Source organism: Vibrio sp. vnigr-6D03, from assembly GCF_002835515.1.
In the GTDB taxonomy this organism is placed as follows: Bacteria; Pseudomonadota; Gammaproteobacteria; order Enterobacterales; family Vibrionaceae; genus Vibrio; species Vibrio penaeicida.
Genome location: NZ_PIZL01000001.1, coordinates 265,326 through 278,557 on the forward strand (window position 1 = coordinate 265,326; position 13,232 = coordinate 278,557).

General features: G+C 40.7%; 14 protein-coding genes. 8 read left to right on the forward strand and 6 right to left on the reverse strand.

The genetic code is table 11. The features are described from left to right. Window positions 1–69: 69 nt before the first annotated feature. The 3 genes from CW749_RS01140 to CW749_RS01150 all read left to right on the forward strand — a co-directional run bounded on the left by CW749_RS01140 (window position 70) and on the right by CW749_RS01150 (window position 2,165). Window positions 70–540 (forward strand): GyrI-like domain-containing protein, encoded by a 471-nt coding sequence (locus CW749_RS01140; RefSeq protein WP_101110037.1) that lies wholly within the window; start codon window positions 70–72, stop codon window positions 538–540. Window positions 541–747: 207 nt separating this feature from the next. Next, a complete protein-coding gene (locus CW749_RS01145; protein ID WP_101110038.1) occupies window positions 748–1,098 on the forward strand; it encodes a DUF3147 family protein in 351 nt (116 codons plus the stop codon). 53 nt (window positions 1,099–1,151) lie between these two features. Then, a complete protein-coding gene (locus CW749_RS01150) occupies window positions 1,152–2,165 on the forward strand; it encodes an AbrB family transcriptional regulator (RefSeq protein ID WP_180958296.1) in 1,014 nt (337 codons plus the stop codon). 94 nt (window positions 2,166–2,259) lie between these two features. Here CW749_RS01150 and CW749_RS01155 read toward each other — a convergent pair whose 3' ends face one another. The 4 genes from CW749_RS01155 to CW749_RS01175 all read right to left on the reverse strand — a co-directional run bounded on the left by CW749_RS01155 (window position 2,260) and on the right by CW749_RS01175 (window position 6,701). Further along, window positions 2,260–2,478, reverse strand: coding sequence for a hypothetical protein (locus CW749_RS01155; RefSeq protein ID WP_101110039.1), 219 nt, complete (start codon window positions 2,476–2,478; stop codon window positions 2,260–2,262). Window positions 2,479–2,628: 150 nt separating this feature from the next. Then, window positions 2,629–3,609, reverse strand: a complete 981-nt coding sequence (locus CW749_RS01160) for a rhodanese-related sulfurtransferase (RefSeq protein ID WP_101110040.1) — start codon at window positions 3,607–3,609, stop codon at window positions 2,629–2,631. A 207-nt stretch (window positions 3,610–3,816) separates the two neighbouring features. Then, window positions 3,817–4,320 (reverse strand): GNAT family N-acetyltransferase, encoded by a 504-nt coding sequence (locus tag CW749_RS01165; protein ID WP_101110041.1) that lies wholly within the window; start codon window positions 4,318–4,320, stop codon window positions 3,817–3,819. Window positions 4,321–4,955: 635 nt separating this feature from the next. Next, on the reverse strand, window positions 4,956–6,701 hold the full coding sequence (locus tag CW749_RS01175; protein WP_101110043.1) for a methyl-accepting chemotaxis protein: 1,746 nt from the start codon (window positions 6,699–6,701) through the stop codon (window positions 4,956–4,958). A gap of 575 nt (window positions 6,702–7,276) precedes the next feature. Between CW749_RS01175 and CW749_RS01180 the strand changes: the two genes are divergently transcribed. Further along, window positions 7,277–7,882 carry a glutaredoxin domain-containing protein gene (locus tag CW749_RS01180; RefSeq protein ID WP_101110044.1) on the forward strand — a complete coding sequence of 202 codons (606 nt, stop codon included), beginning with the start codon at window positions 7,277–7,279 and terminating at the stop codon, window positions 7,880–7,882. Between the two features lie 93 nt (window positions 7,883–7,975). Here CW749_RS01180 and CW749_RS28150 read toward each other — a convergent pair whose 3' ends face one another. Continuing rightward, the gene (locus CW749_RS28150; RefSeq protein WP_180958297.1) at window positions 7,976–8,122 is read right to left on the reverse strand and encodes a hypothetical protein; all 147 of its coding nucleotides are present in this window, start codon (window positions 8,120–8,122) and stop codon (window positions 7,976–7,978) included. A 121-nt stretch (window positions 8,123–8,243) separates the two neighbouring features. Beyond that, window positions 8,244–8,594, reverse strand: coding sequence for a hypothetical protein (locus CW749_RS01185; protein ID WP_101110045.1), 351 nt, complete (start codon window positions 8,592–8,594; stop codon window positions 8,244–8,246). Window positions 8,595–8,675: 81 nt separating this feature from the next. Here CW749_RS01185 and CW749_RS01190 point away from each other — a divergent pair, with 81 nt between their 5' ends. From CW749_RS01190 to CW749_RS01205, 4 genes are all read left to right on the forward strand, one after another. Next, the gene (locus tag CW749_RS01190; protein ID WP_237322319.1) at window positions 8,676–9,269 is read left to right on the forward strand and encodes an alpha-ketoglutarate-dependent dioxygenase AlkB; all 594 of its coding nucleotides are present in this window, start codon (window positions 8,676–8,678) and stop codon (window positions 9,267–9,269) included. A gap of 158 nt (window positions 9,270–9,427) precedes the next feature. Next, window positions 9,428–10,990, forward strand: a complete 1,563-nt coding sequence (locus tag CW749_RS01195; protein WP_101110047.1) for a diguanylate cyclase — start codon at window positions 9,428–9,430, stop codon at window positions 10,988–10,990. 637 nt (window positions 10,991–11,627) lie between these two features. Further along, a complete protein-coding gene (locus CW749_RS01200; RefSeq protein ID WP_101110048.1) occupies window positions 11,628–12,137 on the forward strand; it encodes a YgjV family protein in 510 nt (169 codons plus the stop codon). Window positions 12,138–12,253: 116 nt separating this feature from the next. Further along, the gene (locus tag CW749_RS01205; RefSeq protein ID WP_101110049.1) at window positions 12,254–13,123 is read left to right on the forward strand and encodes a DMT family transporter; all 870 of its coding nucleotides are present in this window, start codon (window positions 12,254–12,256) and stop codon (window positions 13,121–13,123) included. Window positions 13,124–13,232 lie beyond the last annotated feature (109 nt).

Genomic DNA, 13,232 nt, shown 5'->3' on the forward strand with positions numbered 1-13,232 from the left:
ACACAATCTGTCATTCGCGCTCTTTATTCTAAAGGCTACACACGTCAGTTTAGCGACAGGAGCTCGAATATGCGCATGGAAAAAATCGAACAATTTGCAGTTCACGGATTAACTATCCGTACAAACAATCATGATGAAATGAAAACATCTGGCTTAAAAATTGGGGCTCTTTGGCAAGATTTCTATGTAAATGTTGCCCCAAACCTTCAAACTGAATCTGAAGTCTTTGGAATCTATCATCAGTACGAGTCGGATCATCTTGGTGAATTTGATGTAACGGCGGGAGCCACTCATTTACAGGTTCAAAATAAGCTAAGTGATCAAAGTACACTAGAAGTATCTCTAGTCGAATCTGGCGAGTACTTAATTTTTAGTAACAAGGGAAGCATGCCGAGTATGGTCGTGGAGCTTTGGCAGCAAATCTGGGCATTCTTTTCTGCCGAAGGTTGTGAGTATGAACGAGCGTACCGTACGGATTTTGAAAAATACAAAAGCGAAGATGAAGTTGAAATTTACATTGGCGTTACTCCAACAGCATAAGCCTCCATTCTTTATACTCTGATTTTCTAAAACTGCGCCAACCTCTGTGTTTTCGTTAAAAATATGACGTTGGTGCTTGCCCACTATCTCCCTAAGTCAAGGGGCTGTGTGCCAATCATGCTATGTTAAATACAAAGAATTCAATATAGAGTATGATATCCGCTGAATAAGCGCTTCCTTCTTCTGCTCAATCAACTGGAATTTTTTATGGCATGGATTGTCACCAAGTTTTTCATCACCGCGACCATTATTGTTTTAGTCTCTGAGCTCGCAAAGCGTAGCGATAAACTTGGTGCGCTTTTGGCGTCTCTGCCCTTAGTGACCGTATTGGCATTGATTTGGCTTCATTTTGAAGGGCAACCGAAAGAGAAGCTCGCCAATCATGCGTTTTACACATTTTGGTATGTTGTGGCCACACTGCCGATGTTTCTCGCCTTCCCTATGCTCATGCAGCGATTTCACTTTTTTGTATCACTTGGAATCGGCATTGTCATCACCATGGTGTCGTTTGGCATTATTGTCTGGATAGCACGCACTTTCGGCGTAGATTTACTTTAGCTTTCCTTCCTCAAACAAAGTCTATTGGCGTATCCATATTAAAAGGAGAGTCTGTGCAATACGTTAAATTACTCATTTTCTCCTTAGCTGTCGGGATAATATTTCAGCAACTCGCCATTCCACACGGATTGCTTTTAGGGACTTTATTAGGCGCAGCTATCTCCGTTCGATTTATACCTAACGCAAAGACAAGTAAAAAGGACAGTGTGTTCCTTCAGTTGGTACTAGGGTTTTCGGCAGGATTTCAACTGGTCGAGTATTCACTAGCGCAATTTTTAAACCTACTCCCTAGCCTTTTGGTTCTTTTGGCTTGTCTAATCGTTCAAGTCGGGGTGGGCTATTGGTGGCTCCGTAAACACGAAAAGTGGTCAAAATTAGACAGCATACTCGCTGCGTATCCAGGAGCAATGGCAGCTGTATTGGACGTGATAGACAAAAACAACGCCTCAGCTAGCGTCATATTTGTTCATTTATTTAGACTGGTATTGCTGACTGTTTTCGCTAGCTTCTTTATTCCAGACGGATATGATTCTTTAGAAAAGGAACCACTGCACTATTCTTTTGAATCGATTAGCACTTTTGTACTTCTTGCGGTCATTTCGATGGTTTTGGGTCGTTGGCTTGAAAAATGGAACGTACCAGCCCCTTATCTATTAACAACAATGTTTTCTTGCCTCATTTTTTCGCCAGTTCTTCCTATCGAAAATCTCTTGGTACCGAGTTGGCTTATGGATGCTGCAATTGTTGTTCTTGGTCTTTTAATAGGATCACGTTTTGGCGGGATAACTGGAAGTGATGCATTAAAATACACGAGAGCGGGATGTATCTGCTTTGTACTCGTCCTTGCAATCACCGCCTTTTTTACGAGCTTTTCAGTATCAATATTTGATGCTCCAATAACATCCGTTGCGCTCGCCTATGCACCGGGAGCATTGGAAAGCGTTGTCGTTGTTGCGCTAGCTAATGGCTTCGACGTGATGTTTATAATACTGCACCACGTCATACGCTTGAGTGTGCTTCAACTGGCTCCTGCTGTTTACGTTTTGCTCAAAAAACTCAATTCATAACCGCCAAATACAAAACGAGAAATGGGGCGACTAGCCCAAGAAACGCAGCAAGTCCAAAATAGTAAAAATACGCAAAATTCATAATAGCCATCCTTTAAAACGAGAGGTTTCTTTCGTATCGCCCAACAATAAAGGCGACATAACCCACTTTGAATACACCAGCAAACACGATAGTTCCGATATGAGCGATTGCCTGCTGAATAATGCTGAATCTGTCTGCTAAGGGAAAACTGATTAGCAACGTTGCAGTCATCACCAACAAAGAAACGACCATGACCGTACCACCAATTTCGCTGACTCTTTTAAAATCCATACCTGATTACCTCATAACATGCATTTCAAATGCATGTTATGAGGTAATCTTAAAATAGTCAATAGTAAGCAAGATGTATTATCACCAAACAGGCATTAAAAAGCCCTCAAACACAAGGTGTCTGAGGGCTTTCGAAAAATATTGACCAGCTTACTTTCGCTGACGTTGCTGCTCTTTGCGTGAGATTTTTTCTTGTCGGCGTTGAGCTATCACTTTGTCGGCTTCACCACCTACGTGAGTTTCTCCACGCTCAATGGCAAGCTGGACTTGTTTTTCACGCTCGCGAAAACGAGCTTTTTGCTCTTCTGAATGTTTGTCGATACATTTAGGGCAGCTCACCCCTTTTTCGAACGCATCAGATGCCATATCTTGCTCTGTGATGGGTAAACGACATGCGTTACACATCTCATAGCCGCTTTTTTCAAGCTGATGATTTACCGCAACTCGCCCATCAAAAACATAGCAGTCGCCTTCCCACATGCTTTCTTCTTCAGGCACTTCTTCAAGGTATTTTAGAATGCCACCTTCTAGGTGATAAACCTCATCAAAGCCCTGCTCTTTCATGTAAGCGGTCGACTTTTCACATCGAATACCACCAGTACAGAACATAGCCACTTTCTTGTGTTTCTCTGGGTCCATGTTTTGAGCAACATACTCAGGGAATTCACGGAAAGTATCTGTTTTAGGGTTCACAGCGTTTTGGAATGTGCCGATTTCAATTTCATAGTCGTTGCGGGTATCAACAACAAAAACTTCAGGATCAGCAATAAGATCGTTCCAGTCTTGAGGCTTAACATAGGTGCCAACAACATGACGAGGATCGATGCCTTCAACACCAAGTGTCACAATCTCTTTTTTGAGTTTTACTTTTGTGCGATTGAAAGGCTGGACTGCATCGAAAGATTCTTTGTAGACAATCTCAGCTAAACGAGGGTCTTGTTTAAACCATGCAAAGAGTGCATCGATGCCTTCTCTCTTAGAAGCAACTGTGCCGTTTATGCCTTCTTCTGCCAGCAATAACGTTCCGCGAACTTCGTGCTTTTCCATCAAAGCTTTTAAAGGGTCTCGGAGTTCCACATAATTTTCTAGACGCACAAATTTATACAGAGCGCATACTACGTACTCAGACATTTTTTTTCCTTCTAGCGAGCTGGATCGTAAATCCAGAGCTGTTGATTACTGTATGATTCAAAGTCGCATTACCTCTTTTGGCGTAGTGACAATCCAAAGAGAGCGATTCGAGACGCAGGAGTATAGCTGAGAGCGCTTTTCACAAACACGGACAAATTATATGGATATTTCTATAAACAATATCTAGTCGCTTCTGTGACCTGAAATTCAGTGGCGCGAAATGGAGTAATAAAGAAGTTCATTAAAGTCATAGAAATGTGCGTCGGGCTCTGGTTGCATCCCGAGCTTTTCGATTACTTTTATAGAGGGATAGTTTTCGTTAACAGCAACACCATAGATCTTGCTCAACTTGCTGGTTTGAAAAGTAAAATCTAAACATGCACGCGCCGCTTCTTGAGCCACACCATGGCCTTGAGCTTCTGGAAGAATGGCATACCGAACCTCAAAAACGTTAGGCTCCGGAGACTCTTCTACGCCAACATAACCCAACTTCTTGCTGCGATCCGATTTTTGACAGACAGTAAAAGTACCAAAGCCATGCTTAAGCCAATGTGCTTCGCGATTTTTAATGTTCGTTTGAATTTGGTTATCTGTGTAAGGTTTACCCGATGGTAAATAGCGTGTCACGATGGCACTGGAAAGCAGTTCTTTATAGATGTCCAAATCACTGTGTGATGTTGGCACAAGGATAAGGTGTTCCGTTTCTACCATAAGATTTCCTATAGATAAGCATGAGCACGAAGTGGCAAGAGGCGACATTGCATCGGTGTTAATAAAACTATAGCAAAGCTCAGTCATTACACTCTTTAATCTTCATCTGGCTATCGTGAAAACTCTTTGAATTTTCTCTCGAAATATACTTGCTGGTGAACAAGAGGTTGGTTTTCAAAGAGAAAAAGAGTAGATATTACGATCAAAAAAACATTTTTGAATAACCTAATAGTACCTTTTGCTATCTTTTCTACCGTCGATTTTTCAATGATTCCCGCTTTAACCAAAGCAAAAAGCACCACCCATTTCAGTAATGAAAATAACGTAATCATACGTCTGAATCACCTCAGTAATTAACAATGGCTCTTCCTTGATTACTAGTCAGTTTCCAATTGTGAAACGTAATTGAAAGGTGAATTACCGAATTGCATTCCATTTACGTCATGACCAAGGGAATTATACATAAGTTCTATGAGAAATCACGCATATATTCGAGCTAAGTAAAAGGTTAATAGGACTCAGGGAAAAGTGCGTTAATGAAAGAAAATACTCAGATTCCCACACATTGATTAACTCACTAATTTAAAAAGAAAAAGGACGCCAAAGCGCCCTGTTTTCATGGATATCCTGACAAATCAACTCACTTTGAATCGACCGACAACATCCCCTAGGCTGTTAGACGTACCACTCAACTCTTCATTGATGGTAAGTGTATCGGATGCATTGTCATTTAGTTGATGAACAATATCCTGAATCGCGACCATGTTCTTACTCACCTCATCTGTAACTTGGCTTTGTTCTTTCGCCGCCGTTGCAACGAGTGCATTAATTTCGTTAATTTCCACAACGGAGTCCGTAACAAGGTTTAAGGACTCCATGACTTCATTAGTGCTTTGTGCGGTTTCTTCACAACTTGAACGGGTCGACTCCATAGCAGTAACAACATTATCAGTCGCACTTCGAAGCTTGCCTAGCATTTCATTAATTTGCGATGTGCTCTCTTGTGTTCTGGCCGCCAGTGCGCGGACTTCGTCCGCTACAACAGCAAAGCCACGCCCCTGTTCGCCCGCTCGTGCTGCTTCAATCGCCGCATTAAGCGCGAGCAAATTCGTTTGTTCCGCTATGTCTCCAATTACCTGAAGAACAGAATTAATTTGGTCTGTATCATGGCTCATTGTGCTAATGGACGTCGACATAGAGCCGACTTCATTAATTAACGCGGATACATTTTCTACGGCTTGCTGCACCGTTTTCTTCGATGTATTGGCGTTCATATTGGTGATATCGGTAAGTTCTGCGGCTTTTACTGCACTGTCTGTAATTGCGTCTGCCGTCGCGCTCATTTCACTTATTGCACTGATCGCTTGCTCAGTTTCTTGCGTGTGCCCGTCAAGCGTACTCAAGTTCGATTGAGATTGATGGCTGAGTTTTTCAATCGCTTTATCTATATTTTGTGTGGACGTGGAAACGTCGATAAAGTTCTCTTGTAACTTTTCAATAAACATATTGATTGAAGAAGATATGTTTCCAATTTCATCTTTAGACTTAACCGTAAGGCGTTGAGTCAAATCACCTGTCCCATTAGATAATTCTGCCACCATATTCTTCAATGACAATAATGGTCTAAATGCCTGGTGAAGCATTAAAGTACTAAATGCGATAACAATGAGACCAATTAGCACCAGAACTATAGTTATCTCATTATTAAGAGTGGCGGTATTATCTCTTATGCTTTGAAGGTCGACATAGCTGTTCAGAGACCAATTTATCCCATCCATTTCAATGGTTGAGCTTAAGGTTTTCAAGTCACCATTAATCTTGTCTGAATATATTGTCTGATTTGAGGATGAAATTAGTTCAATATAACTTCCATTCACAGAATACTTTTTAATAATTTCTGAGAATATCGCTAAATCGACAGTATAAAAGTCAGCGGATCCTCCATCTCTATTTACTGAAATAGTTGAGTATAATTTTCCATTGACCAATTCCGCTTTGCTCACATCCACAATGCGCGATTCCATTGCGCGAGCTAAGTTAATGTACTTGTCTCTCTCTTCGCCTTCTAACCGACCCGTATCACCAACAGCTATAACGCCAGAAACCACTTTCACGACCTTAACAAACATGGTGGATTCTTTTACTTCTTCAGGCGTGTCGATCATCATATTGGAACTGACGGCTAACGAAACAACATTCTTCATTTCATCGGCAATACGCTCATTGAGCAACTTTGTATTATGCTCAATTTTATGGACATCCGACTTATAAATATACTCACTGATATAGTAATTAACACTAAAATAAGAAGTAACAATAGTGATTAATACTGAAAGAGAAATCAGAATTATCACTTTTAATTTAAAGCTTAGCCTGCCCATAATATATAGTCCCTAATATATTTACCCAAAGATGAAACCAAGGAGCAATATAAACTGGTTTCATATATACAAAAATATTAATAATTTGGCTACATTAACACAAAGAAAGACAATAAATGTGCTATCGCTCACAGCTCAATAAATATTCAAACTAATTACATATTAACTGTCTTTTAAATTTTATTATAAAGAGCACTTTCTTTTCTGATTCTAGCGAAAGCACGGCATATATAATGGAATACTTTTCCAGCAGACTTTTTTTATTCAAATCAAAAAGAGTCATAATTTTGATCAAATTCTTTATTGAATCGCTCAGAATTATGTGAGCATATACGAATTTAATTAAGGCTTAATTTTTTTTAAAAAAAATGAACCTAAAAGCCGAGCTTTCAAACAAACAATATGAGCCCTCAATGGAAACCTTGATTTTTCTCTGTTTGCTATAATTTTAAGATTCCATCTATCCTTGTTTGCAACCACACTCTCACACGCTAGATAAAAATATTTTTAATGGATGAAAGATTTTTTTCGTTATCCGGATCTATTAAATCAATACACTTTATGAGGAAACATCAATGGCAAATCCGATCAAGATCACATTATACCGCTGGGGTGGTAGTTGGGGTCCATTCAAGGTGAACATTCCTTGTGGAGAATGCACACTAACTAAAGATATTCTTCAAGACACCTTTGAAAACGAATTGGATGGCATTCCTATTGATTTGGAAATAAAAGACTGGTTATCGCATTGGTGGGAGCCACTGAAATACGGCGCTTTTCACGCGCCTATTCTGGTAGTGGAAGGTAAAGTCGTTAGCCAAGGTGAAGCATTAAACCGAGGCGTGTTAGTACAGTCGGTTATTCAACAGTGGGCTAAACGCAGCAAACTCGTGGGAAACATTGTGTACGGGAAAGCGACATGCCCTTACTGTGTTAAAGCGAAGCGCTTGTTAGATGAGTTAGGTATAAACTACGAATACCACGACGTCGTAAAAGACAGCTCTGCTCTTTATCGGATGATTCCAGAAGTGAAAGCCATCATTGGCGAAAAAACGCCAGTCACCGTGCCTCAAATTTGGCTAGACGGCAATTATGTTGGTGGTTTTGACAAACTTGGAACAAATGGATTACGCCCAGTTCCGGACAACGTGGTAGAGATGGAATCGAAAAACGCAAGTTAACTCATTTATACCAAAGTTGCTTGTATGCAAAAAGAAAAAGCCCAATTTTATGATTGGGCGTTTGATTCGTTCCTTCGATCATCATGGCTTCCCTTACTTTGTTTTTTTAACCTTCGAAGCCAACCGGCGAAATAAAGAAGGTCTTTCGATTTTTGAAGATGGCTGCCCATAGAGCTTCTCTTCCACCATCTTCTTAGCCATTTGGTTGGCAACGTATACCGATCCTAAATCTAATCCCATTTTGAGCATTCCTACAACGTGAACTGAGTCACAATTTACTCTTAACTAGATCAGAATCAACATATAGATCACATTTTTATTGCAACAAAAGTAAATCCATGATTATAAAGGACGAATGTGCCTAGCCTCGCTTAGGTTGCTGATAAGTCTTCCCTGCTGCTTGATATGTATCTCGCTCTTTAATTTCAAACATACTAAAGAAGAACCAAGCGACAAATTTTATTATGTCGTCCCCTTCATTCATCACGTGCTCTACAAACTCTTGTTCTTCGCCTTGCTCATTTTCTTGAAGTGTAACGTGATAAATTCGAGATTCACCTTCCACTTCTGCTAGCGCAAACTGGCCAGAGAGAGATTCAGCAGCATCTGCAACTTCTTTTTCTTCAGAGATTTTCAACAATTCCAACGCTTTTGGAAGCGATTTTTGCGTGCATAAGGATTTTACTAGGGCTTCAAACTCTTGTTGTTGCATTCTTCTTTTACCTTGTATGGGAAAGGGCGTATTTTATACCCATGTGGCGATTCGAGGAATCTTTAAGTGCAGAATTACGATTTGTTTGAACAAGAAACCGGAAAATGGCTAACCTTCCAAAATAGCTTAATTTACTGGGACGCAAACTTTCTTACTGAGTCATATGCCAATAGTTTATTTCAAAAGCTCACCGATACCCTTCCTTGGCAACAAGAATCTATCAATATGTTTGGAAGAAAAGTACTGCAACCTCGTCTGCAAGCATGGCATGGCAACGCTTCCTATACTTATTCAGGGTTAACGATGCATCCGCACCCTTGGACAGAGGAACTTCGAGCTTTAGAGAAAAGATGTGCGGAAATATCCGGTCAACGCTTCAATTCCGTTCTCGCAAACATGTACCGTGACGGTAATGACTCTATGGGGTGGCATCAAGATAATGAACCGGAACTCGGACCTCATCCCAGTATTGCATCGCTATCGCTTGGCGAACCTAGGCGCTTCGTCCTAAAACATAAAGATTCTAATGAAAAACAAGAGTTTACACTTGGTCACGGCGCCCTGCTTATTATGGCAGGAGAAACACAGCAATACTGGTATCACGCCATTCCAAAAACGAAAAAAGCTGTAAACACTCGAATTAACCTTACGTTTAGGCATGTTATTGAAAAATAAGTTTTTTTATCTAATCAATGTAAACACTCATTATGAAAAAAGTACGGAACTCGGTGATACTGCGTCAAGAATTCACAATAATTTAACTGAGCCACTTATTAAATAAATTAGCATATGCAAATATAGGTTTATTATCTCCAATCGGTGTTGCAATTTTCATGTTGGTTAGACTTACTCGCATACAGGCTTTGCTTGTTATTTTTACGACTTGTTTAGGAAGTTTAGGCTCTTGGTTTGCCTATAGCATCGCTGCGACTGTAGAGAAACAAAACGTTGAAACAAGCCTTTATGAAATCGCCTATACACAAGCATTAAAAGCGCAGTATTTACTTGATGACGTATCGGGTTTACTAGAGTCATATGGTGCGCTGTTTTCTGCTTCAGAACAGGTTTCTCGTGATGAGTTTGCAAGTTTTTCTGATGTGATGCTCCGCTCGCAATACAACATACTCGCCATACAGTGGGCACCAAAGATCCACCAAACTGAACGGACATTGGTCGAGTATCACTTAAAACAAGAAGGCTATGCCCCGACGGGTTTTTTCACCACTAATTCGGAAGCATCAAAAACACTTTCGGTTCCTAAAAACCCTGTTTATTTTCCTATTATGTTTACGGAACCTCTACAACCGAACAAAGATGCCATTGGTTTAGAGTTAACACAAAGACCATTCAATCAACAGGCAATTAGAAAGTCCGCTCTTGATAAGCGAGTTCACGCCACCAGCCCATTTTCTACCGTGCAAGATCCTGATGGACCACTCGCAACGGCGATTTATTTTCCTGTATTTGATGATCACGAAAGGCATAACGCCATTAACGAGAAATACTTTCCGCCAGATGACCTTAAAGGCTATGTGATCATGCTTCTTAAGCCAGAAAGATTACTACTGAGTAATTTGGCGAACCGAGAGCATATTCACTTTATTCTTAGCGATGTGACGAGAGAAAATCATCTCCGTATCTTCCCTCAGTATTTAGCAGATCCTGACGGACACCTTTCGTATAGTTTCCCACTCACTTTGCCGGGAAGAACTTGGCAACTTGATATTCATTTTACCCAAACGATGCCAATTCTTTGGATCCCTTATTTGGTTCTCTTTGCGTTCTCCGCTCTCACTTTTGTTATTCTAAGTGCCATGGTTTATAGCTTCTACAAAACGTCCGTCATTTCCGATACCAATGAGCAACTCCGACGACAAAAAGAAGTGCTCCAAGATTTAGCCATGAAAGATCCTTTAACAGGCTTAGTCAATCGCCTAAGCCTGCAACAGCAAGTCGCAAGCTTAAACCTATCGGATGATCAGCTCACTGCACTCTGCCTACTTGACCTTGACAACTTCAAACACATCAATGACCAATTTGGGCATCAGCAAGGGGACAAATTCCTCAAGCAAATAGCTGGCGTCATCAGCGAGCACTTTGATGGTATCGGCATAACATCCCGCCTTGGCGGGGATGAGTTTGTGTTTATGTTGACTGAGTTAGATTCCATGAGCCAGGTTGGTGGAATTCTGCAGGATTTACTGATTAAAATTGAACATGCGTGTTCATGTGGCGAGCACAGATGCGAAGAGCATCCCGTTTCAGCAAGCATTGGGGTGGTTATGACTAAGGGAAAAATTAACGAATTTGAGCAGACACTTAACCAAGCAGATAACGCAATGTACATGGCGAAACGCAATGGTAAAAATCAATTCTACATATGCTCAGAACTGTAATTGGCGCCTTGTTTTCGCATCAAATATCTTCTCGTACTGAAGCCAATACCGTTATACCCAAAAAAGAAAACCCCAACACAAATGTGTTGGGGTAAATCATTTTTCTGGCAGCGTTCCAGCTACTTAACGCATCCTACGTTGATAATCCATAAATGTTGCAACTTCCTGCTGCCTGTCCTTTACGCGCCTTCCGAAGCGGTGTCCTTGCGAATCCTTCCTTTCCTCAGTCCTAGAGGAAAAACCTAATCCTTAGGCGTTATCCAATCCGTCCATGCGCGTCCTTTACACTATTCCTTTGCGCTTTAATCCTTCAAAGCATTGTCCTTGTTAAGCAGTGCCTTTGCTTATACTTCCTTATCACCCTTTCCTTAGGGTAACGTCGTATCCTGTCGACATGGATAATATTAGTTCTAGATAACGGCTTTTTGACTATATATTTTAAAAAACCTTTTGATAACCATTAAATAACAACCATTTTTTTGTATCACATTCAATAAGATAAGGTATGACTAATATAATGACGTATCGAAAAGTATCATGATTTCCTACAGTATTTGTGAGAGATTTCTTACATCAAGTTTCCGATTTTTATTATCATGCTCGTTACGTCATATTGCGTTAGCTCACAAAAATAATCATGTTGTCTGTTTTTAATGATATTCCTCAGCTGGTAGGCTTGCTTGCGTTTCTTTTCGGCTCTGCGGCTTTTGCTCATAAATGCAGCTATCGGATGCGTATTCACCTTTCATTATTCCAAATATTACTCGTTCTTCATTTTGTTTTGATGGGGGCAATAACGGCTGCCACCATATGTGCGGTAAGCGTATTAAGAATTTATTTCTCAACTAAAACTCAATCTTCCTACCTAATGTGGTTTTTTATCACATTAATATGGGTTTTAGGGCTGCCTAACGCATCTGAACCCCACCAATTCCTTACTTTACTCAGCACATCGATTGCAACATGGGGTATGTACAAACTAGAAGGACTTGCCATGCGTGCTACAGTGCTTCTCAATACACTTTGTTGGTTACTGCATAACATTGTGCTGGGCTCTATTGGGGGCGTACTAATGGAAAGTACCTTTGCGATCATTAACGCCATCACCATTTTCAGGCTATATCGCAGCCAACATGCGACGTTATGACCTTTGTATAAGTGATTTGATTAGCAATTTACTATATGGTCAATAAATCCTCGACAGACATCATTGCTATATTGCGATGGTCTGTACAACTCTTTGAACTCTCACAAGGAAAGTGAATGAAAGCCGTTTTATGGATGATGGGAACACTCGCCTCGTTTACGTTTATGGCGATCACAGCAAGAGAATTGGGTGATAACTACACGCCTTTTCAATTGGTGTTTACTCGCAGCGTAGTTGGACTGGTGCTTGTCTCTATATTATTGGCTTATTTTGGTCAGTTTCACTTAGTTAAATCCCCGAAAATGCACATACATGTGGGGAGAAACCTTATTAACTTTGTTGGTCAGTATTCTTGGTTTTTAGGGATTTCACTTCTGCCATTGGCCAATGTATTTGCGCTCGAATTTACGGTGCCATTATGGACACTTCTCATCGCCTGTTGGTTTCTAAACGAAGCATTCACTAAAACAAAAGTAATTTCTTTATTCCTTGGATTCATTGGTGTTCTTGTCATCGTAAAACCTGGTGCCGATATATTCGACCCTGCTTCTTTTGTCGTCATCTTAGCGGCAATCAGTTTTTCAACTGCGTATGTGTGTACAAAATATTTGGCAGAAACCGAACCGCCTTTAGTCATTATTTTCCTTATGTGCCTAATTCAATTACCCATCGGGTTCGCTTTTTCTTATCAAGATTGGCAAGTACCAACAGGTATAGAGTGGTTTTATTTATTCGTCGTAGGGGTATGTGGGTTGACTGCTCACTTCTGCATTGCAAGAGCTATGCTCTACGCAGACGCAGGTGTAGTCGTGTCGCTCGATTTTTTCCGCTTGCCCATTATCGCCGTGGTTGGCATGTGGCTTTACAACGAAGCGTTAGATTGGTGGGTACTTCTCGGCGGAATCCTGATGCTCACAGGAAATATCATTAACCTGAACGCTCAGAGAAAAACCCCCCGCCCTTCTGAAGTTACTGAAGGTGGATAATACCTAAAACCGAGTTCTGCTTATGCATGGCGAATCGTTTGCTTTTGCGAGAGATCAATAAGAGATGCGTTTGCAGATGATCAATTCAGAAACAAGGAATAGAATATCG

Bases quoted from the DNA above. Each gene is read 5' to 3' on its own strand.
- CW749_RS01140 (WP_101110037.1), top strand. From the start codon at position 70: ATGCGCATGGAAAAAATCGAACAATTTGCAGTTCACGGATTAACTATC.
- CW749_RS01145 (WP_101110038.1), top strand. From the start codon at position 748: ATGGCATGGATTGTCACCAAGTTTTTCATCACCGCGACCATTATTGTT.
- CW749_RS01155 (WP_101110039.1), bottom strand. From the start codon at position 2,478: ATGGATTTTAAAAGAGTCAGCGAAATTGGTGGTACGGTCATGGTCGTT.
- CW749_RS01160 (WP_101110040.1), bottom strand. From the start codon at position 3,609: ATGTCTGAGTACGTAGTATGCGCTCTGTATAAATTTGTGCGTCTAGAA.
- CW749_RS01165 (WP_101110041.1), bottom strand. From the start codon at position 4,320: ATGGTAGAAACGGAACACCTTATCCTTGTGCCAACATCACACAGTGAT.
- CW749_RS01175 (WP_101110043.1), bottom strand. From the start codon at position 6,701: ATGGGCAGGCTAAGCTTTAAATTAAAAGTGATAATTCTGATTTCTCTT.
- CW749_RS01180 (WP_101110044.1), top strand. From the start codon at position 7,277: ATGGCAAATCCGATCAAGATCACATTATACCGCTGGGGTGGTAGTTGG.
- CW749_RS28150 (WP_180958297.1), bottom strand. From the start codon at position 8,122: ATGGGATTAGATTTAGGATCGGTATACGTTGCCAACCAAATGGCTAAG.
- CW749_RS01185 (WP_101110045.1), bottom strand. From the start codon at position 8,594: ATGCAACAACAAGAGTTTGAAGCCCTAGTAAAATCCTTATGCACGCAA.
- CW749_RS01195 (WP_101110047.1), top strand. From the start codon at position 9,428: ATGTTGGTTAGACTTACTCGCATACAGGCTTTGCTTGTTATTTTTACG.
- CW749_RS01200 (WP_101110048.1), top strand. From the start codon at position 11,628: ATGTTGTCTGTTTTTAATGATATTCCTCAGCTGGTAGGCTTGCTTGCG.
- CW749_RS01205 (WP_101110049.1), top strand. From the start codon at position 12,254: ATGAAAGCCGTTTTATGGATGATGGGAACACTCGCCTCGTTTACGTTT.